Annotated in this window: 20 protein-coding genes and 1 pseudogene; 11 read left to right on the top strand and 10 right to left on the bottom strand. The window is 72.2% G+C overall.

The window, feature by feature from the left end; all coding sequences use genetic code 11:
* The first annotated feature begins 179 nt into the window (after positions 1 to 179).
* From ACGFI2_RS25410 to ACGFI2_RS25390, 5 genes are all read left to right on the top strand, one after another.
* A complete protein-coding gene (locus ACGFI2_RS25410; RefSeq protein ID WP_393521407.1) occupies positions 180 to 1,535 on the top strand; it encodes an ABC transporter substrate-binding protein in 1,356 nt (451 codons plus the stop codon).
* On the top strand, positions 1,532 to 2,449 hold the full coding sequence (locus tag ACGFI2_RS25405; RefSeq protein WP_393521405.1) for a carbohydrate ABC transporter permease: 918 nt from the start codon (positions 1,532 to 1,534) through the stop codon (positions 2,447 to 2,449). Before ACGFI2_RS25410 ends, ACGFI2_RS25405 begins: the two co-directional genes overlap by 4 nt.
* Positions 2,446 to 3,273: a carbohydrate ABC transporter permease gene (locus tag ACGFI2_RS25400; RefSeq protein WP_393521403.1), complete on the top strand. Its 828-nt coding sequence runs from the start codon at positions 2,446 to 2,448 to the stop codon at positions 3,271 to 3,273. The genes ACGFI2_RS25405 and ACGFI2_RS25400 overlap by 4 nt, the downstream gene beginning before the upstream one ends.
* Positions 3,274 to 3,277: 4 nt before the next feature.
* Entirely contained in the window at positions 3,278 to 4,423 is a 1,146-nt protein-coding gene (locus ACGFI2_RS25395) for a serine hydrolase domain-containing protein (RefSeq protein WP_393521401.1), read from the top strand.
* Between the two features lie 129 nt (positions 4,424 to 4,552).
* On the top strand, positions 4,553 to 5,776 hold the full coding sequence (locus ACGFI2_RS25390) for a multidrug effflux MFS transporter (protein ID WP_393521399.1): 1,224 nt from the start codon (positions 4,553 to 4,555) through the stop codon (positions 5,774 to 5,776).
* Between the two features lie 52 nt (positions 5,777 to 5,828).
* Here the strand turns inward: ACGFI2_RS25390 and ACGFI2_RS25385 are convergent, their stop codons facing one another.
* On the bottom strand, positions 5,829 to 7,415 hold the full coding sequence (locus tag ACGFI2_RS25385; RefSeq protein WP_393521397.1) for a beta-1,3-glucanase family protein: 1,587 nt from the start codon (positions 7,413 to 7,415) through the stop codon (positions 5,829 to 5,831).
* 240 nt (positions 7,416 to 7,655) lie between these two features.
* Between ACGFI2_RS25385 and ACGFI2_RS25380 the strand changes: the two genes are divergently transcribed.
* Both ACGFI2_RS25380 and ACGFI2_RS25375 read left to right on the top strand, forming a co-directional pair.
* A complete protein-coding gene (locus ACGFI2_RS25380; RefSeq protein WP_393521395.1) occupies positions 7,656 to 7,826 on the top strand; it encodes a hypothetical protein in 171 nt (56 codons plus the stop codon).
* Between the two features lie 74 nt (positions 7,827 to 7,900).
* Positions 7,901 to 8,101: pseudogene (locus ACGFI2_RS25375) on the top strand (bifunctional D-altronate/D-mannonate dehydratase); the annotation flags it as partial.
* 13 nt (positions 8,102 to 8,114) lie between these two features.
* Here the strand turns inward: ACGFI2_RS25375 and ACGFI2_RS25370 are convergent.
* The 6 genes from ACGFI2_RS25370 to ACGFI2_RS25345 are packed head-to-tail and all read right to left on the bottom strand — an operon-like array spanning position 8,115 to position 16,023.
* Positions 8,115 to 10,211 (bottom strand): alpha-glucuronidase, encoded by a 2,097-nt coding sequence (locus ACGFI2_RS25370; RefSeq protein ID WP_393521393.1) that lies wholly within the window; start codon positions 10,209 to 10,211, stop codon positions 8,115 to 8,117.
* Positions 10,208 to 10,885: a hypothetical protein gene (locus ACGFI2_RS25365; RefSeq protein ID WP_393521391.1), complete on the bottom strand. Its 678-nt coding sequence runs from the start codon at positions 10,883 to 10,885 to the stop codon at positions 10,208 to 10,210. Before ACGFI2_RS25365 ends, ACGFI2_RS25370 begins: the two co-directional genes overlap by 4 nt.
* On the bottom strand, positions 10,882 to 12,420 hold the full coding sequence (locus tag ACGFI2_RS25360; RefSeq protein ID WP_393521389.1) for a xylan 1,4-beta-xylosidase: 1,539 nt from the start codon (positions 12,418 to 12,420) through the stop codon (positions 10,882 to 10,884). The genes ACGFI2_RS25365 and ACGFI2_RS25360 overlap by 4 nt, the downstream gene beginning before the upstream one ends.
* A 6-nt stretch (positions 12,421 to 12,426) precedes the next feature.
* Positions 12,427 to 14,070: an extracellular solute-binding protein gene (locus tag ACGFI2_RS25355; RefSeq protein ID WP_393521387.1), complete on the bottom strand. Its 1,644-nt coding sequence runs from the start codon at positions 14,068 to 14,070 to the stop codon at positions 12,427 to 12,429.
* Between the two features lie 40 nt (positions 14,071 to 14,110).
* Positions 14,111 to 15,037, bottom strand: a complete 927-nt coding sequence (locus tag ACGFI2_RS25350; protein WP_393521385.1) for a carbohydrate ABC transporter permease — start codon at positions 15,035 to 15,037, stop codon at positions 14,111 to 14,113.
* A complete protein-coding gene (locus ACGFI2_RS25345; RefSeq protein WP_393521383.1) occupies positions 15,034 to 16,023 on the bottom strand; it encodes an ABC transporter permease in 990 nt (329 codons plus the stop codon). Before ACGFI2_RS25345 ends, ACGFI2_RS25350 begins: the two co-directional genes overlap by 4 nt.
* Positions 16,024 to 16,093: 70 nt before the next feature.
* Here ACGFI2_RS25345 and ACGFI2_RS25340 point away from each other — a divergent pair, with 70 nt between their 5' ends.
* From ACGFI2_RS25340 to ACGFI2_RS25330, 3 genes are all read left to right on the top strand, one after another.
* Positions 16,094 to 17,128 carry an acetylxylan esterase gene (locus tag ACGFI2_RS25340; RefSeq protein WP_393521381.1) on the top strand — a complete coding sequence of 345 codons (1,035 nt, stop codon included), beginning with the start codon at positions 16,094 to 16,096 and terminating at the stop codon, positions 17,126 to 17,128.
* 76 nt (positions 17,129 to 17,204) lie between these two features.
* Positions 17,205 to 18,146, top strand: coding sequence for an acyltransferase domain-containing protein (locus tag ACGFI2_RS25335; protein WP_393521379.1), 942 nt, complete (start codon positions 17,205 to 17,207; stop codon positions 18,144 to 18,146).
* A gap of 253 nt (positions 18,147 to 18,399) precedes the next feature.
* Positions 18,400 to 19,398 (top strand): hypothetical protein, encoded by a 999-nt coding sequence (locus tag ACGFI2_RS25330; RefSeq protein ID WP_393521377.1) that lies wholly within the window; start codon positions 18,400 to 18,402, stop codon positions 19,396 to 19,398.
* 11 nt (positions 19,399 to 19,409) lie between these two features.
* Here the strand turns inward: ACGFI2_RS25330 and ACGFI2_RS25325 are convergent, their stop codons facing one another.
* Both ACGFI2_RS25325 and ACGFI2_RS25320 read right to left on the bottom strand, forming a co-directional pair.
* Positions 19,410 to 19,949: an adenylate kinase gene (locus ACGFI2_RS25325; protein ID WP_393521375.1), complete on the bottom strand. Its 540-nt coding sequence runs from the start codon at positions 19,947 to 19,949 to the stop codon at positions 19,410 to 19,412.
* Complete coding sequence (locus ACGFI2_RS25320) at positions 19,949 to 20,290, bottom strand: GlsB/YeaQ/YmgE family stress response membrane protein (RefSeq protein WP_393521373.1); 342 nt, start codon at positions 20,288 to 20,290, stop codon at positions 19,949 to 19,951. Before ACGFI2_RS25320 ends, ACGFI2_RS25325 begins: the two co-directional genes overlap by 1 nt.
* Positions 20,291 to 20,541: 251 nt before the next feature.
* Here ACGFI2_RS25320 and ACGFI2_RS25315 point away from each other — a divergent pair, with 251 nt between their 5' ends.
* Positions 20,542 to 21,360: an endonuclease/exonuclease/phosphatase family protein gene (locus tag ACGFI2_RS25315; RefSeq protein WP_393521371.1), complete on the top strand. Its 819-nt coding sequence runs from the start codon at positions 20,542 to 20,544 to the stop codon at positions 21,358 to 21,360.
* A gap of 13 nt (positions 21,361 to 21,373) precedes the next feature.
* On the opposite strand, the gene ACGFI2_RS25310 is transcribed toward ACGFI2_RS25315, so the two are convergent.
* Positions 21,374 to 21,733: an MmcQ/YjbR family DNA-binding protein gene (locus tag ACGFI2_RS25310; protein WP_393521369.1), complete on the bottom strand. Its 360-nt coding sequence runs from the start codon at positions 21,731 to 21,733 to the stop codon at positions 21,374 to 21,376.
* Between the last annotated feature and the right edge of the window lie 138 nt (positions 21,734 to 21,871).

Here is a 21,871-nt window from a genome sequence, read left to right as displayed (position 1 = left end):
CCGCTGCCCATCATGATGCGTCCGGTCGCGGCACCCGTCGCCGGTCCCCCGGAGGCCCGCTCGTGAACGCGTCGTGTCCGGACCGTTGCCGACTCCTTCTTGACAGCCTCAGCTCACCCACGCATGCTCTGCTAAATCAGTTTAGCGAAGCCGTTCCGCCGTGACATAGGAGGCCCGACGTGCCGGAGTTCCCGAGGATGACCCGCCGCCGGTTCGCAGTGCTGGCGCCACTGCTCGCCGTCGGCCTGGCCGCCACCGCCTGCAGCCCGCCCGGCGGGGAGCAGACGACGCCGAACGACGCCGCCGCCGACGTCAGCACCGAGCTGGGGTCGGAGAAGATCACCCTGGAGATGTACGCCGAGACCGGCTTCCCGCTGGCCAAGGCGCTCGCCGACGAGTTCACCAAGCAGCACCCCAACGTCACGTTCAACGTCCGCGAGGACCAGTTCACCGTCATCGTGGAGAACGCGCCCCGGGTCCTCGCCTCGGACAACGCGCCGGACATCATCCGGCTGCCCACCATGGTCGATCTGGTCAAGGACGGGCTGCTGAAGAACATGGACCCCTACTACAAGGCGTACGGGTGGGACAAGTTCCCGGCCTCGCAGCTGGTCCAGCTGCGGATCGCCGAGGGCGGCGTCCGGGGCGAGGGCTCCCTGTACGGCATGGGGCTGGGCTACAGCGTGACCGGCGTGTTCTACCACAAGGACCAGGCCGCGAGGATCGGCATGACCGAGCCGCCGGCCACCATCGCCGAGTTCGAGGAGCTGCTGGCCAAGGCGAAGGCCGCGAACCTCCAGCCGATCATGCAGTTCAACAAGAACACCGCCGGCATCAACTTCCCGCACCAGGCGTTGCAGAACCAGTACGGCGACCCGACCCGCATCGCCGACTGGATCTTCCAGAAGCCGGGTGCCACCTTCGACACCCCGGCCGCGTTGAAGGCCACCCAGACCATCCAGAAGTGGGCCCGGGCGGGCTACTTCCCGAAGGACGCGAACGCCGTCGACTACACCGCGATGATGGGCGAGTTCGGCAAGGGCAACGGCACGTTCATGTTCAACGGTGACTGGGAGTCGGCGAACCTGGACAAGCAGCTGCCCGGCAAGGTGGGCTTCTTCCTCTTCCCGGGCGAGGCCGCCGACGCCAAGCGGGTGGCGATGTCGGCGCCGAACACCTTCGGCGTCGGCGCCAAGGCCAAGCACCCCGACGCCGCCGCGTTCTTCCTCAACTGGGTGCACACCAACGACAAGGCCCGGGAGATTTCGGTGAACGTCGGCGGCTCGTCCCCGGGCGGCCCGGCCGACCTGCCGCTGCCGTCGGTGAAGGAGGGCACCGTGCTGGCCGAGACGCTGAAGGCCGCGCAGCAGCTCGGCGCCGACAACGGCGCGGTCGACTTCACCGCGAACGCGACCGGCGGCATCTTCGCCTCGGCCATCACGCCCGAGATGCAGAAGCTGATCGCCGGCCAGCAGACGCCCGAGGGGTACGTGAAGGCGGTCCAGGCCGAGTATCAGAAGGAACTGTCCCGATGACGTCCACGCTCGGTTCAGCCGTGCGGCCCCACCAGAAGCGGTGGGGCCGCACGGCCCGGTGGAGGGGGTGGCTGTGGGTCCTGCCCGCGCTGCTCATGTACGGGTTCTTCGTGCTGCGCCCGCTCCTGCTCACCGTGCAGTACTCGCTCTACCGCTGGAACGGCATCGGTGCGGCGCGGTGGGTGGGGCTGGACAACTACGTCACCGTCTTCACCGACCGGGACCTCCTGAAGATCATCGCGAACGCGTTCATCCTGATCATCTTCTTCAGCTTCGTCCCGGTGGTGCTGGGCCTGGTGGTGGCCAGCCTGGTCCGGCGGATCGCCACCGGCCCGGCCGGCGCGATGGTGCGTACCGTGCTCTTCCTGCCCCAGGTGATTCCCCTGGTGGCGGCCGGCATCGCCTGGAGCTGGATGATGTCCGGCAGCGGCCTGGTCAACCAGGTGCTGCGGGCCGTCGGACTGGGCTCGATCACCCGGCCCTGGCTCGGTGAGTTCGACACCGCGCTGCCGGCGGTGGGCGTGATCGGCGCCTGGGTGATGCTCGGCCTCTGCACCATCCTGCTGGTCACCGGCATGAGCAAGATCGACCCGTCGCTCTACGAGGCGGCCCGGATGGACGGCGCCGGCTCGATCCGGGAGTTCTTCGCGGTGACCCTGCCCAGCCTGCGCCAGGAGATCGGCATCTGCCTCACGGTGACCGTCATCGCGGCGCTGGCCAGCTTCGACATCGTCTACATCTCCACCAGCGGCGGTCCGGGCATCGAGACGACCGTGCCGGGCCTGGAGATCTACCGGCTCGCCTTCTCCCAGCGGCAGGTCGGGCTCGCCTCCGCACTGGGCGTGGTGCTGATGCTGCTGGTCCTGGTGTGCGTGCTGCCGATCCAACGGCTGACCCGGGGAGAGAAGCCATGAACCTGACCGGTCGCGGTGAGCGGCTGACCGGACGGATCTTCCTGATCGCGCTGGTCGTCGTCACCCTGTTGCCGTTCCTCAGCATGCTGTCCGCGGCCCTGCAGCCGCGCGGCACCGTACCCACCGGCCTGGCCTGGCCGTCGGATCCGCAGTGGGGCAACTTCGCCGACGCCTTCACCGCCGCGAACATGGGCGCCCTGCTGAAGTCCAGCATGCTGATCGTGGCCGGGGTGGTGCCGTTCGCCGTGCTGATCGCGACCATGGCCGGCTTCGGCCTCGGCCACCTGCGGGTGCCCGGCGGCCACCTCGCCTTCGGACTGCTGCTGCTCGGCCTGACCCTGCCCTTCGAGGCCGTGGTCACCCCGCTCTACTACCAGATCCGCGACCTGGGCCTGCTCAACACCCGATGGGCGATCATCCTGCCGCTGATCGGCCTGTACATGCCGTTCGCGGTGTTCTGGATGCGGGCGCACTTCATCAACGTGCCGCGGGAGCTGTCCGAGGCGGCGCGCGTCGACGGCAGCAACACCTGGCAGCTGTTCTGGCGGGTGCACGTGCCGCTGGCCCGACCGGCCGTCGCGTCGCTGACCATCCTGCTGTTCCTCTGGACCTGGAATCAGTTCCTGCTCGCCATCGTGCTGGTGGACGACGCCACCAAGCGGACGATGGCCGGCGCGCTCGGCGCCTTCCAGGGACAGTGGGGGACCGACCTGGTGTTGCTCTGCGCCGGTTCGCTGCTCATCATGACCCCGACTCTCATCGTGTTCGTGATCTTCCAGCGGCAGTTCATCAAGGCCCTGCTCCAGGGCTCCGTGAAGGGATGACGAGTTGACCGACCCGCAGATCCACGGGCACGCCGACGACGGCTTCGGCCGGGTCGCCGACGTGTTCCGGGCCAACTTCACCAGCCGGGGAGAGGTGGGGGCCGCGGTCGCCGTCCACGTCGCGGGCCGCCCGGTCGTCGACCTGTACGGCGGGCTGGCCGATCCCCGGTCCGGCCGGCCGTGGACCGCCGACACGCCCGCGGTCGTCTTCTCCGTCACCAAGGGGATCATGGCGATCTGCGCGTACCGGCTGGTGCAGGAGGGCCGGCTCGACCTGGACGCGCCGGTCACCCGCTACTGGCCCGGGTTCGGTCGGCAGGGCAAGGGTGAGATCCCGGTCCGTTGGCTGCTCACCCATCAGTCCGGGCTGCCGGCGCTGGACCCGCCGTTCACCCGGGCCCAGGTGCTCGCCTGGGACCCGGTGATCGAGGCGATCGAGGCGCAGGCCCCGCTGTGGCGACCGGGCACCGCGCACAGCTACCACGCGATGACCTACGGCTGGCTGGTCGGCGAGGTGATCCGCCGGATCACCGGGGAGCTGCCCGGCGCCTGGTTCGCCCGCACCATCGGCGAGCCGCTCGGCCTGCGTACCTGGATCGGCCTGCCGCCCGCCGAGCGCGACGCGGTCGCCTGGATGCTGGCCCCGACCGGCGTTCCCGGGCCGGCGGACCACCCGGTCGCCGAACGGGGCATCACCATGGGCGGCGCGTTCGCGTTCCCCGCCGACGACACCGGCCTGGTCAGCTTCAACGACCCGGCCATCCAGGCCGCGCAGGTCCCCGGCGCGGGCGCGGTCAGCACCGCGGCGAGCCTGGCCCGCCTCTACGCCGCCTGCGTCTCGGAGGCCGGCGGGCCGCGCCTGCTCAGCGCCGCGTCCGTCGACGACGCCCTCACCGTCCGCGCCGCCGGCCAACAGGTGTACGGGCACCCGGACGCCGGCCACCGCTGGGGGACCGGGTTCCTGGTGCACTCGGCGCCGCGCCCGATGGCCGGCGAACGCAGCTTCGGCCACGACGGCGCCGGCGGGCATCTGGCCTTCGCCGACGACACCCACCAGCTCGGCTTCGGCTACGTGGTGAACCAGATGGGCGGCGTCGACGACGAGCGGGCCAACCTGCTCAGCGCGGCGGTGCGCGACTGCGTGTCCTGACCTCGACGCCTGTGACATCGGGTGTGAGCCGGCTTACCTCTCGGCGAGACGGGAATCAGTCCCGTGGGCAGGGGCCTGAACCCAGGTGTGACTGTTACGCCGAATTCCCCCTCGACGCCGGGTGACCTGATGAGCCGCGGGCAGCGACTGCGGCTCGTCCTGGTCCTCGGGTCGCTGATCGCGGTGGGTCCCCTGACCATCGACATGTACCTGCCCGCGCTGCCCGCGATCGTCGCGGACTTCGCGACCAGCTCGGCGGCGGTCCAGCTGACCCTCACCGGCACGCTCGCCGGGCTCGCCGTCGGCCAACTGCTGATCGGGCCGCTGTCGGACGCCGTCGGGCGGCGACGCCCGCTGATCGCCGGGCTCGCGCTGCACATCGTGGCGTCGTCGCTCTGCGTTGTCGCGCCCGACATCGCCGTGCTCGGCGCGCTGCGGGTGGTGCAGGGCCTCGGCGTCGCCGCCACCGCGGTGGTCGCGATGGCCGTGGTCCGCGACCTGTTCAGCGGCGCCGCGTTCGCCACCCTGCTCTCCCGGCTGCTGCTGGTGATGGGCGCGGCGCCGATCCTCGCCCCGACCCTGGGCGGGGGAGTGCTGCGCTGGACGGACTGGCGCGGAGTGTTCGTCGCCCTGGCCCTCTTCGGGGTGCTGCTCGTCGTGGTCGCCTCGATCGGCCTGCCGGAGACCCTTCCGCCCGAGCGCCGCCGACGTGGCGGTGTCGTCGCGACGATCTCCCTGTACGGGTCGCTGCTGCGCGACCGCGTGTTCGTGGGCCTGGTCCTGGTGGCCGGCCTGGCCATGGCGGCGCTGTTCGCGTACGTGGCCGGCTCGTCGTTCGTCCTGCAACAGGGCTACGGGCTGGACGAGCAGCAGTTCGGGCTCGCGTTCGGGGCGGGCGCGGTGGGGCTGATCGCCGCGACGCAGTACAACGTGCGGTTGCTGCGCCGTCACCCGCCGCAGCGGATCCTCGTCGCCGCGCTGGGCGTGGGGACACTGGCCGGGCTGGCCCTGGTGGGGTTCGCCGCGACGAATCTGGGCGGGCTGCCCGCCCTGCTGGTGTCGCTGTGGGTGGTGCTGGCGGCGGCGGGGCTGGCGATGCCGAACGCCCCGGCGCTGGCGCTGTCCCGGCACGGCGAGGCGGCCGGCACGGCGTCCGCCCTGCTCGGCGCCGTCCAGTTCGGCGTGGGCGCGGTGGCCGCGCCGCTGGTCGGCGTGCTGGGCACCGGGGCGGTGGCGATGGCCCTGGTGGTGGCCGGCGGGATGGTGGCGGCGCTGGCCGTGCTGCTGGTCGTCGTACGTCCGGCCCGGCTCGCCGGCCTGGAACCGGCGCCGGCGGTCGTGGTCGCGCACTGACGACGGGGGACGGGGCCCGGCGGTCGGCCGGGCCCCGTCGCCTCCCGTGCTCTCAGCCCTTGCGCCACCGCTGGTTGGGGGTGCCCGAGCAGTCCCACAGCTGGAGCCGGGCGCCGTCGGCGGCGTTGCGGTCCTTGATGTCCACGCACCTGTTCGACTGGGGGTTGACCAGGTCCCCGGCCGCGGTGAGGGTGAACTGCTGGGCCCCGGTGCCGTTGCAGGCGTAGAGCTGGACGATCGCGCCGTTGGCCGTCGCGCCGCCGTCGACGTCCATGCACTTGCCGTTCTGGCTGCGTACCGCCGAACCGTCGAACGTCCACTTCTGCGCGTTGGTGTTGTTGCAGGTCCACATCTGCAACGGGGCGCGGTCGACGAAGTTCGAGTTGGGCACGTCGACGCACTTGTTGTTCAGGCTGCTGACGATCGCGGTCGAGGTGCTGGTGGCGCCGCCGCCGAACGGGCTGAGGATCAGCCCGGCGGCGCGGGGGTCGCCGTCGTGCACCAGCGACTCGAACGCGCCGACGTCGTCGAAGGCGAACGCGTACGCCTTGCCGTCGGCCATGTTGGCGTGGATCAGCCGGGCGTACTGGTTGGTGGGGGAGTTGCGGTAGAACGCGGCGGCGTCGGTGCTGGGCTGGGTGTCGACGGTGCCGAGGGTGCCGCGGTTCAGCGCGGCGCAGAGCGTACGCGAGATCGGGCCGACCACCTGGTCGTTCGGCGCGGGCAGGTCGCCGTCGCAGCCCCAGACGCTCGCCGACGAGGGCCGGCGGAACGAGGCGACCGCCTGGCCGTTGCCGTTGGTGAAGGTCATCGTGTCGCCGGATGTCCGGCCGAAGTACCGGACGTTCGGCTGGTCGGTGAAGGGCGCCACGGTGAGCGTCCTCGTGGTGTAGGCGTTCCAGGCGGCGGCGATGTAGGAGTCGAGGTAGGTGGCGCTGAGCAGCCCGGCGCCGGCCGCCTTGCCGGGGGCCAGCACGCGCAACACGGTGCCGTCGGAGCGGGTCTGGACGGTGTTGGCCCAGCCGGACTGGGCCCGGATGCCGTCGATGACCGCGTTGCGCCCGTTCGCCACCACGTCGCCGGTCCGTCTGGTGACGCCGTTGGCGCCGGTCACGGTCACCGCGTGCGGCACCGCGAACATGTCCACCTGCGAGCTGTTGAGCCAGAGGCCCGCGTCGTTGTAGGTGAACTCGCTCCAGTCGAAGAGGATGTCGCGGTTGGCGTCGCCCGCCGCCCAGGGGGCGGGCTGGACGAGGCCGTCCGGGGTGAGCAGGAACGACAGCTTCTGGCCGAGGGCGAAGTAGACCCGGCCGGAGAAGCCCCGGGGGAACTGGATGGTGGTGCTGCCGCCGTTGCCGGGACCGGGGATGGAGGCGTCGGGCGCGGGCGACGGCGGGATCTGCCCGCCGGTCCAGGGTACGAAGGCGCCGGCCGCGGTCACGTAGCCGAGCCGGCCGGTGGACAGTTGGGTGCCGATGACGTAGAGGTGCACGGCGTCGGCGCGTCCGGTGGTGTTGGTGACGGTGACGGGGAGCAGGTTCGGGCCGACCGCGTGTGCGGGCGCGGCCAGGGGTGGGCCGCTGCCCAGCGCGACGAGCAGGGTGGACGCGGTGGCGAGCAGCCGTTTCCGGAGACGCATGGGACACCTCGTGGTGGTGGAAGGTGGGAGAGAGCGCTCTCTCAGCGTCTAATCGGAAACAATGTTTGTCAATATGTCATGGTCGGCGGATTGTTCGGCCGGCGCCGGGCGAACGCGTCCAGGCGACCCCAGCGGCCGGGCACGTCCAACAGGGCGATGTGGTCGAACGTCGCCGGCGCTGCGCCGGCCCGCGGACCTGCTCGTCGGGCGGCGCCGGGGAGATCGTCGGATAATGGGTCGATGACGAATCCCGATCTCGATCCCGAGGTGTACCCGCCGCTCGACCCACGTGAGGACGTGCCGGACGATCCCGGCGAACTCCTGCCGGACGCCCCGGACGAGCTGCCGGAGGCGCCGGTCGAGCCGATGCCCGACGACGGGGAACCAGGCGGCGTGCCCGAGCCGGCCTGACCCGCCGATCAGCGATCCGGCCCAAGGCATCGTCGACGCCCGGGTGATCGTGACCTGTCCCGGCCGCAACTTCGCTGCAGGAATACATGCGGCACACCGAGCTGACCGACGAGGTCTTCCCGCACGGCTACCACTTCGACGGCGGCTACCTGCATCCGGCCGAGACGCCCGGCCTCGGGGTGGACATCGACGAGGAGGCCGCGGTCCGCTACCCGTACGCGCCGGCCTGCCTGCCGGTGAACCGGCCGACCGACGGCACCGTGCACCCCTGGTGACCGCGTCCGCGGGTCAGTAGATCCGGCGGCCGTGCGCGTCCGGCACCCCGGACTTGCGGAAGAAGTAGGTGTTCACCTGGTCCCGCCACTCGACGGCGCTGCGGAACTGCTCGTCGAGGCGCTCGGCCACCCGGTCGTGGACGGCCTGGTCGAGCGCCCCGGCCAGCAGCCGCCACCGTTCCCGCATCGCGGCCACCTCCTCGACGCCGGCGAAGTGCGTGTCGTAGATGTGCTGGATCACCGTGCGGCCACCGCGCAGCACGTGTCCGTAGGGCACGTGGTGGAAGAAGAGCAGCAGCTCGTCGGGGCACCGCTCACGCGACTCGTACACCTCCGACCACGGCTCCGGATACTGACCGGTGAAACCCGTCCCGGTCGCCCGGGTGCGGTCCACCCCGACACCGTCGCGATCGGCGAAGTGGTAGGTGCCCCACGGGGTGTACTCGTACCCGTCCACGTCCGGTCCGTAGTGGTGCCCGGGCCGCACCATGAAACCGACGCCGAGCGGCGCGGTGTAGCGCTCGTAGGTGCGCCAGGAGTCGTCCATGATCGCGTGCAGCGTCCGCCGCACCAGCTCCGGATCGCCGGTGGTGACCGGCAGCCAGGTCAGCTCGATCCATTCGTCGAGGATCGCGCCGGGGTCCAGCCGCGGATCCCAGGCGAGGCGGCCGAAGGCGTACAGGTTCGCCTGGGCCAGCGGGTGCCCGGTCCAGAACGGGTCGTCGCCCACGTTGGCCACGGCGACCAGGCCGCCGCCGGCGATCACGTCCGCGACCGTGTCGCCGGCCGCGCCCCACGGCGCGAACCGCAGCACCTCGCTCCACCAGGGGCCGAGATGACAGACGTGTCGTTGCTGGCCGGTGTACTCCTGCGTCACCTGCAACTCCACCGCCAGCCGGGTGGCCGGCATGGCGGCGAGCACCGGCGACACCGGCTCACGTGCCTGGAAGTCCAGCGGCCCGAACTTCACCTGCAGGACCACGTTGTCCCCGAACCGCCCGTCGAGGGGCGCGAAGTGGTCGTGGGCGGCCCGGGCCCGATCGGTCGACCGGTCCCGCCAGTCCTGCCGGTGGTCGTAGACGAACGCCCGCCAGCGCACCACGCCCCCGTACGGGGCGAGCGCCCGGGCGAGCAGGTTCGCGCCGTCCGCGTGGTCACGCCCGTACGCGAACGGGCCCGGCCGGCCCTCCGAGTCGGCCTTCACCAGATAGCCACCGAAGTCGGGGATCCGCTGGTAGACCCGCCGGGTGGTGGCGGCCCACCAGGCCCGCACCCGTTCGTCCAGCGGGTCCGCCGTGGGCAGGCCGCCGAGCACCAGCGGAGCGGCGAAGGTCACCGAGAGATGCACCCGGATGCCGTACGCGCGGAGCACGTCGGCGATCTCGGCCACGTCGTCGAGCCGGTCGGTCAGCAGCCGCGCCTCGGTGTCGTGCACGTTGACGTTGTTCACCGTGACCGCGTTGACGCCGCAGGCGGCGAGCAGGCGTGCGTAGTCCCGGATCCGGTCCGGCTCACGCCGCGCGACGCCGTCCTGCCAGAAGACGGAGCCGCCGGCGTAGCCCCGCTCGACCTGGCCGCTCACCGGATGCACGGCCACGTTGTCCCAGTGGTCGAGTATCCGCCGGGCCAGGGCGGGTTGGTGCCGCCGCGCCGGACGGTCGTCGTCGAACGCCGCCGTGCCGAGCCGGACCACGTGGAACAGCCCGTACAGCAGGCCGGCCGGCGCGTCGGCCAGCACCACCGTCACGCCGTCCACCCGGGCCAGCAGGAACCCCTCGTCGCCGAGCGACCCGTCGCCCGTGCCGTCCACGGCCGGCGTCGCGCCGAGGCGGGCCGCCTCCGCCGCCGCGTTCGCGATCGGGCCGGCGGCGCGTGACGCGAGCACCAGGTCGGCGTCGACGTCCCAGGGCGGGGAGTGCCAGACCCGCCCGCCGTACCGGGCGCAGGCCTGCGTCACCTCGTCCAGGACGGTGCCGACCAGCGGACCGCCGCCGTGCACGAGCACGTCCCGGGCGCCGAGGGCCCGGAACGCCGCCGGCGGCAGCCAGGCCGCGTGCCAGGTCGACGCGCCGGCGTCGGAGGACGCCCGACCGGTGAGGGGAACGCTCATGTGGTGAACTCCGTCCGGATGCTGTCGACCATCGGATCGCCGATCCGCAGGAGCGCCAGCACCAGGAGCGCGGCCAGCAGGGCGAGTACCGCCTCGGAGAAGACCGCGGTGACGCCGGCGGCGGCGGCCAGCAGCACCGCGTTGCCGACCGTGACGCCGGGTTTGCGCACCAGGAAGTACACGGCCAGCCGGAGCGTGTCGCGGGTGCGGAAGGTGAACAGCGAGACGATCACCAGGGCGTTGACCCCGACCAGGACCACCCCCGCTCCGACCAGCACCAGCGGGACCGCCCACCAGCCGGGGACGCCCGCGGCGGTCAGGTTGGCCAGGTTCACCGCGATGACGGTCAACCACAGCAGCGTCGGCGCCCAGACGCGTAGCACGTCCGCCAGGTTGGCCCGGTAGGCCCGGCGGAACGCGGCGGCGGGACGCAGGTCGGTCAGGTCCGGGCGTTGGTGACGCAGGGTGTGCAGCGCGGCCGAGACCGCCGGACCGACCGGCAGCAGCGCGACCGCGACCAGCGGGAGGTTGCTGCTGTCGCGGTCGAGCAGCACGAGCGCGGCCAGGCCGGGCAGGACGCTCAGCAGGAGCAGCAGCTCGACCACGAGCAGGGTGTGCACCGTCGCGGCGGCCCGCGACAACGGCCCGTCGCCGAACTCCCGCCGGCCGGTCACGACCGCGTCCCGGCGGGACCGGTCGGCGCCGGGTCGAGCAGCCGGTCGTCCCACCACGGCGGGGTCTCGTCCACCACCGGGGTCAGCTCGACCAGGGTCACCTCGTGCCGGGTGAGCGTCAGGTCGAGGTCGACCCGCCCGGCGGTGACCGGCAGGGCCCGGTGGCTACGGGCCGGCTCGGCAGCCTCCCGCAACGCGTCGAGCTGCCGGGGCCGGGGCGAGTGCGGGCTGCCCAACTCCCGCCAGGCCGCCCAGGCGTTGCCGGCGTCCTCGCTCACCGACGAGCGGAGCAGGAACGCCGAGACCGTGCCCGGCCGGCCGATCGGGACCGACAGCGCCACGGTGTGCCGCTCGGGCGCCGGCTCCCGGCCGGTGACGTCAACCGGGGCCCAGGCCAGCACCGCGACCCGGCCGTCGGGGTGCCGGGTGACGAGGTGGTCCGTTCCCCGTGCCAGCACCTCGTCGCCGAGCCGGGCCATGAACGCGTACAGGTGGTAGGTGGGCTTCTTGACCTGCCGGTGGGTGAGCAGGCCGAAGCCGCCGTGCAGCAGCGCGGTCGGCACCCCCTGCTCCTCGAACACGTCGCTGAAGGTCCAGTACGAGAACGAGTCGACCAGGTCCCCGCCGCCGGCCAGCACCGGCGCGAGGTAGGCGGCGTGGAAGGCCGTGTCGTGGATCGGGTTGTCCGGTCGGTAGGAGGAGTTGAACTCGGTGATGTGCACCGGGAGGTCGGCCAGCGCGGTGCCGGCCAGGCGCCGGCGGGGCGCGGCGAACTGCTCCAGCAGCTCGGTGGCCGGGGCCAGGGTCTGCCGGGTGCCGAACGGCACGTGGCGGGCCGGGCCGGAGGTGTAGGCGTGCCGGCTGACGAAGTCGACCGGCACCCCGCGGTCGGTGACGAAGTCGGCGAACGGCTCCAGCCACTCGTCGGCGCCGGGGGAGATGGCCGGCCCGCCGACCTGGAGCGCCGCGTCGACGTCCTTCACCGCGTGCGCCGACACCTCGTACAGGCGGTGGTAGGCGGCCTGGTCGGCGCCCCGCCAGAACTCGGTGAGGTTGGGTTCGTTCCACACCTCGATCGGCCAGCCGCGCACCTCGTCGAGGCCGTACCGGTCGACGAGGTGGGCCACCGTGCCCCGGACCAGCTCGCCCCACTCCGTGAAGGAGTGGGGCGGCGTCACGTTGCCCCGCCACCAGAACACCGTCTGGTCACCCGAGGCGAGCGTCGAGGGCATGAAACCCAGCTCCACGAACGGCCGGATGCCCAGGTCGAGGTAGGCGTCGACGACCTGGTCGACGTACGTGAAGGCGTGCCGCACCCGGCGTTCGCCCCGGTACTCGTAGGGGCGGTGCACGCCGACGCCGTCGCTGAGCAGCCCGTGCCCACGGATGTGGCGGAAACCGATGTCCCGCTGCACCAGCGCGAGCGAGTCCTGGTAGTCGCGCCGCAGGGCCAGGTCGAACCGGCCGGTGCCGACGCAGGTGCGCCAGGCGTCGGTCAGCCGGCCGACGGGCCGCTCGGGAACGGTGCCGCGCATCGCCGGTCAGCCGTGGTTCTTGCGGTACCGCTCGTACGCCTTGTTGGCCAGCTCGGCGTACGCCTCCGCGTTCTTGGCCTTCAGCTCGGCCACGTAGGCGTCCCACTCGCTCAGCGGCCGTTGGCCCAGGGCGAACTTCAGCGTGTTCGCGGTGACGTGGTCCTTCAGGGCGGTCGCCCACAGCGTGGTCTGCTCGCGCTCCTCGTCGCTCAGCGGCGCCGGCGGCGGGGTGACCCACGGCGCCGGCTTGCGGGCGTTCATCTCCTTCTGGAACTCCAGCTCCTCGGGGGAGAAGAACGACTGCACCAGGTCGAGCTTGCCGCCGTAGGCGAAGACGCCGTTGTAGAAGCCGAAGTCCTTCTGGAGGTGCTTGGTGCCCTTGGGGTTGAGCCCGAGGACGTTGACATCGGGGGTGAGGGTGCGCTTGCCCGAGGCGTCCCTGGTGTACGTGGTCCCCTCGACGCCCCACTTGGCGAACTCCTGGCCGGCGTCGGAATACCAGAGCCAGTCGATGAACTGCATCATGGCGACGAAGTTCTTGCCCTCCCGCGCCTTGCTGGAGATCATCACGCCGTTCTCCAGCCGGCTCGCCGGGTTGACCGGGCCGGCCGGACCGATCGGAAACATGATCTTCCCGAAACGGGCGCTCGGGTTGAGCTTCGCGCTGTCCGGGCGGTAGTCGTTGACGATGGACTGCGCGTTCGCGCTGATCACGAACGACTTGCCGCTGGCGAGCTTCTGCCGGGCCTCGTCGTCGGTCTGGGTGAACGTCTCCGGGTCGAGCAGCCCTTCGGCGACCAGCTTGTGGAGGTACTCCACCACCTGACGCCACCGGTCCGAGCCGCCGGTGAAGACGAACTTCCCGGCGCTGTCGTCCCAGCTCGTCGGCTGGTAGTTCCAGCCGGCGCCCTGGAGGCCGTACGCGAGGGAGAGCATGTTCAGCAGGTTGCCGGCCGGGTTGGGCTTGCCGAACCGGTCGGAGAGGGGGTAGAGGTTCGGGTGGGCCGCCTTCATCGCCTTGAGCATCGTGTAGACCTCGTCCCACGAGGTCGGCGACGGGATCTTCAGCTGCTCCAGCACGTCGGTGCGGACCGCGAACGTATAGTCCTGCCAGGGCTTCTCGTGCAGGCCGGGCAGGAGATAGAACTTGCCGTCCTCCTGCCGGAGCGTGTCCATCTCCGGCTGGAGGTTCCACTTCTCCAGCTTCTCCTTGAAGTGCGGCATCAGGTCGAGGTAGTCGCTGACCGGCAGGATGGCGCCGGAGGAGACGTACTGGTTCTCCTGCGGGTGGTAGGTCTTCGGGATGATGAGCGGGGCGTCGCCGGAGCCGACCAGCACGCTGCGCTTCTGCTCGTAGTCGCTGAGCGGGACGGCCACCGGGTCCAGCTTGACGTTCGTGCGCTTGGCCAGCTCGCTCCAGAACAGCCACTCCGGCTTGAGCGGATAGTTCGGGTGGTTGTTGTAGAGGATCGAGAAGGTGAGCGGCTCGGTGGCCTTGAACTGGTCCCCGACGCCGTACTTCTCCATCGCGCCCGTGCGGTTGCGGTCGAGATCCTTCTTGTCGGGGGCGTCGTCGCCGCAGCCGGCCAGGGAGACGACGGCGGCTGCGCCGGTGGCGAACAGCACCTGACGTCGGGACAGCTGGACCATGGGGTTCCCTTCGGTGGTGGGTGGGGTGGCGCGTGCCCGGCTATCCCTTCACGGCGCCGAGCATGATGCCGGAGACGAAGTAGCGCTGGATGAAGGGATAGACCGCGAGGATCGGCAGGACCGTCAGCACGATGGTCACGGACTGGATGGTGGCGGCGGACTGCACGACGTCGCTGGCGCTGCCGAGGCCACCGCCGGTCTGGGTGGCGTCGGTCGCGCCCGCGATGAGGTTGCGGAGGTATACGGTCACCGGGAGCAGTTCCTGGCGGTCCATGTAGAGGAACGCGGCGAACCAGGAGTTCCAGAACGAGACGGCGTAGAAGAGCACCATGGTGGCGACCATCGCCTTGGACAGCGGCAGGACGATCCGCAGCAGTGTGCCGTACGTGTTCAGCCCGTCGACCGCGGCGGCCTCCTCCAGCTCGACCGGCAGGCTCTCGAAGAACGCCTTCATGACCAGCAGGTTGAACACGTTGATGGCGTTGGGCAGGGCGATCGCCCACACGGTGTTCTTCAGCCCGAGGCTGGTGACCAGCACGTAGTTGGGGATCAGACCGCCGGTGAAGAACATGGTGAACACCGCGATCCCGACCAGCGCGGTCCGGCCTCGCAGGTGTCTCTTCGACAGCACGTACGCGTAGCAGGTGGTCAGCACGACGGAGATGAGCGTGGCGACCACCGTGTAGACGACCGTGTTGCGGTAGCTGACCCAGAACGTCGGGTCCGACGTCACCACCCGGTAGGCGGTGAGGTTGAACCCGCGTGGGACGAGGTTGACCTCGCCCGCGACGATGTACGCGTTGTCGCTGAGCGAGCGCGCCACGATGGTGAGGAACGGGTACAACGTCACCACCACGACGACGGTCAGGACGACGCCGTTGACCGCCTGGAAGACCCGGTAGCCCCGGCTGGGCCGGGGACCACGTGGTCGGATCGCCCGTCCCCGTGCACGGGCGTCCGTGCTCACCACAGGCTCGTCCCCACCGTGCGCCGGGAGACGGCGTTCGCCGACAGCACCAGCGTCAGCCCGATCACGGCCTCGAACAGGCCGATCGCGGCGGCGTAGCTGAGGTTCCCGGAGACGATGCCCACCCGGTAGAGGTAGGTCGAGATCACGTCCGCGGTGGGATAGGTGAGCGGGTTGTACAACAGCAGGATCTTCTCGAAGCCGACCGCCATGAACGTGCCGATGTTGAGGATCAGCAGCGTCATCATGGTCGGCCGGATCCCGGGCAGCGTCACGTGCCAGGTCTGCCGCCACCGGTTGGCGCCGTCGATCCGGGCCGCCTCGTAGAGGTCGCCGTCGACGGTGGTGAGCGCGGCGAGGTAGAGGATGGTGCCCCAGCCGACGGTCTGCCAGACCTCGGAGGAGACGTAGATCGTCCGGAACCATCCCGCCTGCTGCATGAACTGGACCGGTTCGGCGCCGGCGGCGCCGAGGAGCTGGTTCACCGTGCCGTCCACCGACAGCAGCTGCATGACCATGGCGGCCACGATCACGATGGACAGGAAGTGCGGCAGGTAGGACACCGACTGGACGAATCGCTTGAGGGCGCGGCTGCGTACCTCGTTGAGCAGCAGTGCGAGCACGATCGGCAGCGGGAAGCAGAACAGCAGCGTGAGCGCGCCCAGCACGAGCGTGTTGGTGAAGACGCTCCAGAACGTGGGATCGGTGAAGAACAGCCGGAAGTACCGGAGCCCGGTCCAGTACTCGCCGAAGACGCTGCCGCCCGGCTGGAAGCGCCGGAACGCGATCACGTTGCCGAGCATCGGCAGGTAGCGGAACGTCAGGAAGAACAGTAGCGGCAGGACGGCCAGCGAGTAGAGCTGCCAGTCCCGGCGCAGGGCCCGCCGCCAGGGCGGGCGTCCGCGCCGGCGTCCGGGCGGGCGGGTCGTCCTCGGCGACGCGCCGGGCCGCGCGTCCGAGGGCGGCCGGACGGTTTCGGACAACACCCGCACCCCTCCTGTCCGGAGCGCGCGACCGAAAACTTCCGGTAATGCCCCGTAAGCTTTTCGGGAACTTATGGGTATCGTTCTACCCGTGTCAAGGGCATCGAACGATCTCGCTCTCGACCGGCTCCGGTGTTACACGCCGACCGTCGTCGAGCCGGCCGACTTCGACCAGTTCTGGCGTGCCACTCTCGCTGTCGCCGCCGGCACCCCGGCCCTCGTCGACGTCCGGCCGGAGCCCACCGACCTGCGACTGGTCGACGTGTGGGACGTGACGTTCGCCGGCTACGACGGCGAGCCGGTCCGAGCCTGGTACACCCGCCCCGCGGGCCGGTCCACGCCCCTGCCGGCGGTGGTGGAGTACGCCGGCTACGGCCGGGGCCGGGGCCTGCCGGGCGAGCGGCTGACCTGGCCGGTGGCCGGGTACGCCCACCTGCTGGTGGACAACCGGGGCCAGGCCGGGCTGTTCGGCCGCGGGGACACCCCGGACCCGCACGACGCTCCCGGTGGCCCCAGCCCCGCCACCCGCGGCATCCTGGCCCCGGACAGCTACCACTACCGTCGCCTGATCACCGACGCGGTCCGGGCGGTCGACGCCGTCCGCGCGCTGCCCGGGGTGGACACCACCCGCGTCGCCGCGGTGGGCAACAGCCAGGGTGGTGGGCTCGCGCTCGCGGTGGCCGGCCTCGTCGACGGCCTCGCCGCGCTGCTGGTCACCGCCCCGTTTCTGTGCGACGTCCAGCGCGCCGTCGAACTCACCGAGGCTTCCCCGTACGGCGAGATCGCCCGCTACCTGGCGGTGCACCGCGAGGCGGAGGAGGCGGTTCGGCGCACCCTGTCCTACGTCGACGGGGTCACCTTCGCCCGCCGGGCCACCGCGCCGGCGCACTTCGGGATCGGCCTGCGGGACGACGTCTGTCCACCGAGCACCGGCTTCGCGGCCTACAACCAGTACGGGGCCGCCGCCGGCGACCGGTCGGCCACGCCGGCGCGGGAGATGCACACCTACCCGTTCAACGGCCATGAGGGCGGGGAGGCGGTGCACGTCCGGCGGCAGTTGCGCTGGCTCGACGCGGTGCTCCGGTCCACCGCCCCGGCGGCCGGCTGACCACGGGCCGGTCCACCGGCTGACCACGCGCGGCGGCGGGCTGCGTGACGGCCGCCGGTGTCGGTAGGGTCTCCCCGTGGACCTGGCCGACACCGCCGCCCGGCTCGGGGTGCCCGTCGAGGAGGTCGAGCGCGTGCACCGGCTCGCCGGTGACCTGCCGTCGGCGCCGCTGCCCGACCGGGCCGACGCGCCCGCGCTCCTGCACCGGCTCGGGGTGCCGCCGGACGACGTCGACGAGATCATGGCCGGCTGGCCCGATCCCGACTCTCCGCAGTGGACCGCGGAGCTGCGCTGGCTGCTGGACCGCTCGATCGCCCTGGTCCGCGCCGACCTCGGCGGCCACGACTGGCTGCCGCCCGGCCCGGCGCTGCCGCGCGAGCGCGGTCCCGCCTGGCGGCACCTATACGCGTACGCGTACCTGGCCCTGGTCGACGTCGTCCGGGAATACCACCGTGACCACGGCATCGACGACGACGTGTCCTGGACGACGCTCGCCGACCTGGGCCGCAACCTCGTGGTCGACCGGCGGATGGGTGGCGAGGGCTGGCCGGTCATGCAGAGCTGGCTGACGCTGCACGCGCGTGGCGGCCTCTACGAGCTGGGCCGGTTGCAGTACCAGCGCGGCGAGACCATCGGCCTGCACATCCCCGAGGCGGGCCCGATGACCCCGGGGGCGGTCGACGCCTCGCTCGACGCGGCCCGGGCGTTCTTCCCGCGCCACTTTCCCGACGAGCGCCACACCGACTTCTCCTGCGGCTCCTGGCTGCTCGATCCACAACTGCGGGAATACCTGCCCGAGGAATCCAACATCGTCCGGTTCCAGCGGCGGTTCACGCTGGAGCCCTACCAGGAGCCGGAAGGCATCGACGCCGACGTCGAGGTGCTGCGGTTCGTGTTCCGCAGCCTGACCACGCCGCTGGACCGGCTGCCCCGTAGCACCGTGCTCCAGCGCGCGGTCGTCGACCACCTGACGGCCGGCCGCCACTGGCGCTGGCACGTCGGCCGCTTCCCGATCTAGGTCCCGCCGGCGGCGGTGGCGCCCGATCAGCGCCGCCGCGCAGGCCGGCGCCACCGGGCCGGACGCCGCGCCCGCCCACGGTTGCCCACCCGGTCGGCAACACCACGTGGGCCGCCCGGCCGGACGGAACGACCGGCCGGGCCGGCGCGTCGGAGAACGGGTCCACCGAGGACCCGACGCCACGCGACCGACGGCGGCGGGCCCGCCACCCGGCCTCGCGGCGGACCGCGCGCAACCACGAGAGGGACATGTCATGGGGGACTGGAACGGCATTCGGGTGTGGGACGGAGGCGACGTCGGGCAGGTCCGGGCGCGGCTCGCCGCCGGGGCGGACCCGGCCGCGCCGGGCGGTCCGGGCGGCCGGACGATGCTGCACGAGGCGGCCCGGTTCGCCGCGCCGGAGGTGTTGGCGGCGCTGTGCGAGGCGACCCGCGACCTCGACACGCTCGCCGACGGGCGGTCCGCGCTGTGGGTGGCGGTCCACGCGGGGCGCACCGACAACGCGCGGGTCCTGTCCACCGCCGGCGCCGATCCGTGGATGCCGATGATGTCCGGCTGGTCCCCGGGTCGGCTCAGCCTGGCCGGTCCCGGGTCCGAGCTGTTCCCCGGCGGGCCGGCGGGGGTGCGGCTGACCCCGGACGAGGCCGCGACCACGGCGGCGGCGGGACCGCTGCGGGCCGCGTTGGACGGGTTCGACCTCGTCGGCACCGGGCTGCTCTGCGTCGCCGGACCGGACGCCGCCGATGCGGTCCGACGCCTGGGCGGCGCCTCGGTGCCGGAGGAGGAACTGCTGGCGTACTACGACGTCGGGGTGGACGACGAGTGCGACGAGGACGACGAGGACGCCTGGCGCTGGCTCGAGGACATCCACGACCCGCTGCTCGTCGGCGTCACCGAGGTGCCGGGCGGGTGCGTGCTCACCCAACCGTGGGGCTACCGGCCGCAGACGCCGGTCGTCGGCCGGGCGCTGTCCGCCGGGACCGTCGCCTACGGGGTGTACGCGAACCCGAAGAGCGGCAACCAGGGCAGCGTCTTCACCGACGGGCGGATCACCGGCTGGGACCTGCACCCCGGTGGCGACCCCGCGGAGGACGCCCCGAGCGACGAGATCCTGCTCAGCCACCTCCACCGGGGCAACCCGGCCGCCTACGCCTGCGCCTTCGTCGGGCTGCGGCCGGCCGACGCCCGCCCGGTCACCGGCCCGCCCGACACCTGGGTGCTGCTGCCCGAACGCGACTACTGGCAGCAGTGAGACGTCCGGGGCTATCGGCGCAGCGACGACGGCAGGTCGGCCAGCCAGCGGTCCAGCTCCGCCGGCGTGCGGAACAGCAGCACCGGCGGCCCGGCCGGGTCGGCCTGCCAGGCGCGCATCCGCCGGCGGGCCCGGCCGAACGCGGAGGCGTGCCACACCAGGATCGAGTCACGGGACAGCACGCTACGCAGCGACTCCCGGTTGCCGTTGCAGATCTCCTCACCGCTGACCAGCCGGCCGGCGGTGCGCCGCAGCAGCCGCCGGAAGGAGAGCCCGCGCGGATAGTCCAGGCCGACGACCAGTTCGGCGCGGGCCAGCACGACGTCCCGCCAGCCGTGGTAGGCGCCGTCGAGGATCCACCGGTCGCGCCGGCAGACCGCCTCGATCCGGCTGCGTTGCTCGGCCACCGGCACCTCCACCCAGCCGGGCCGCCACAGCAGGTCGTCCACCGGGATCCACGGCAGCGCGAGCCGTTCGGCCAGCCTCGCCGCCAGGGTGGACTTTCCGGCGCCGTACACCCCGTAGACGAGGATGCGGGCCGGTGCGGTCATCAGCTCCGCGCCTTGCCCCGGGTGGTCCGCCGGCGGGCCTCGTCGTCGCCGCCGGCCAGCCGGGTGAAGGTGAGCATGTTCGCCAGCGCGACGCCGACGACCGCGAAGCCGACCTGGAGCGCGAGCACGATCCAGTCCCACCGCAGCACCCACAGTCGCACCGGCGCGTCGTCGGCGATGCCGGCCCAGCGGGCGACCACGGTGCCGAGCACCGCCGCGCCGACGCCGATGAGGAACGTCGCGAAGATGCCGATCCGCTGCCGGCCGGGCAACACCAGTCGGCCGAGCAGGCCGATGAGGGCGCCGATGAGCACCGCGCCCAGATAACCACTCACGATCATTGTCGTCACTCCCTCCCCGGGTGCCGGCAATCATGCCCAACACGCGCACCCTCGGAAACCCGGGCGACGTCGGAGTACCCCGGCCACCCGCCGCTGCCACCCGGCCACCGGGTGCGAGCGCGTCGCCCGTACCGGGTCCGGCCGGCGATAGGATCACGGCACCCCGCCGACGCCCCCACCCCGCCGGAGCCCCGCTGTCCGCGCATTCGATCACCCGCTTCGCCCGGCCGGTCCGCCGGGGGTTGGCGGTCGTGTTCCTGCTCGTCGTGGCCGGGCTGCCCGCCGGTTCGTCGACGGCCGGCGGCACCGGGTCGGGAACGCTGCGGGTGCTCCAGATGAACCTCTGCAACAGCGGCCGGGCCGGCTGTTGGACCGGCCGGGCCGTACCACGGGCCGCCGAGGTGATCGCCGCCGAACTGCCCGACGTGGTCACCCTGAACGAGATCTGCCGCGACGACGTGGACACGCTGGAGCGCGTGCTCGCCGCCGTCCACCCCGGCGGTCGGGTCGTCTCCGCCTTCCAGGCCGCCGGTGACCGCCCCAGCGGCTCCGCGACGCGCTGCGACAATGGCCAGCCGTACGGGATCGGGCTGCTGGCCCGTCTCGACGCCCGCAGCGCCCGGCCCGAGGTGCGCCGCGGGACCTACCCGGCGCAGGACCTGGCGGACCCCGAGGAGCGGGTCTGGCTCTGTCTGCACGCCGCCGCCGTGCTGCACGCCTGCACCACCCACCTGGCGAACACCGACGGCGCCGTCGCGCTGGCCCAGTGCGGGCAGCTGCTCGGCGCGGTGGTGCCCGCGATCGCCCGGGACGACGGGTACGCGCCGACGGTGCTGGGCGGTGATTTCAACCTGCGGGCCGGCGGCGCGCCGGACGTGCGCTCGTGCGTGCCTCCGGACCACCGGCGGATCGACGACGGCGCGCGGCAGCAGATCATGGCGACGAGCGACCTCGTCATCTGCTGCCACCGGGCGGTGGACATGCGCGGGTCGACCGACCACCCGGGGCTGCTGGCCATCCTGACGCTGCGCGGCGGGCCGCCGGCCGGGGGGTCGACGGTCGCGCGGTGAGCGCAAGGCCGGCCTACGGGAGTCGGGCCACCAGCGTGGGCGGCGCCACCGCGCGGTACGCGTCCTGGAGCACCTCGGCCAGCTCGGCCTCGTCGATGCCGGTGTCGAGGCGTACGCCGACCCAGCCGCGATGCCCGACGTAGGGCGGGCGGAAGTAGGCGCGCGGGTCGGCCGCGACCAGTTCGACCGCGGAGCCGGCCGGCGCCGCGCACCACAGGTGCGGGAACTCGTCCTGGTGATGGCCGTCGGGCCAGACGGTGGCGAACGACTTCTTCCCCCGGACGAACCAGGTCGGGGTGCCGTGGCTGAGCCGTTCGCTGACCTCGGGCAGCGCCAGGCACACCCGCCGGATGGTCTCCACCATGTCGGTCATCGACCCACCGTACGGCACGGGCCGGGTCGGTCAGCGCAGCTTGGGGTCGAGGGCCTCGCGGACCGCCTCGCCGAGCATGACGAAGCTCAGCACGGCGGCGACGAGGAACGCGGAGGGGAAGAACAGCAGGAACGGCGA

The sequence above is a fragment of the Micromonospora sp. NPDC049282 genome (assembly GCF_043197045.1).
Classification (GTDB): Bacteria; Actinomycetota; Actinomycetes; order Mycobacteriales; family Micromonosporaceae; genus Micromonospora.
The sequence above is the reverse complement of the archived record's forward strand: the minus strand, read 5'-3'. Positions and strand labels throughout refer to the sequence as shown.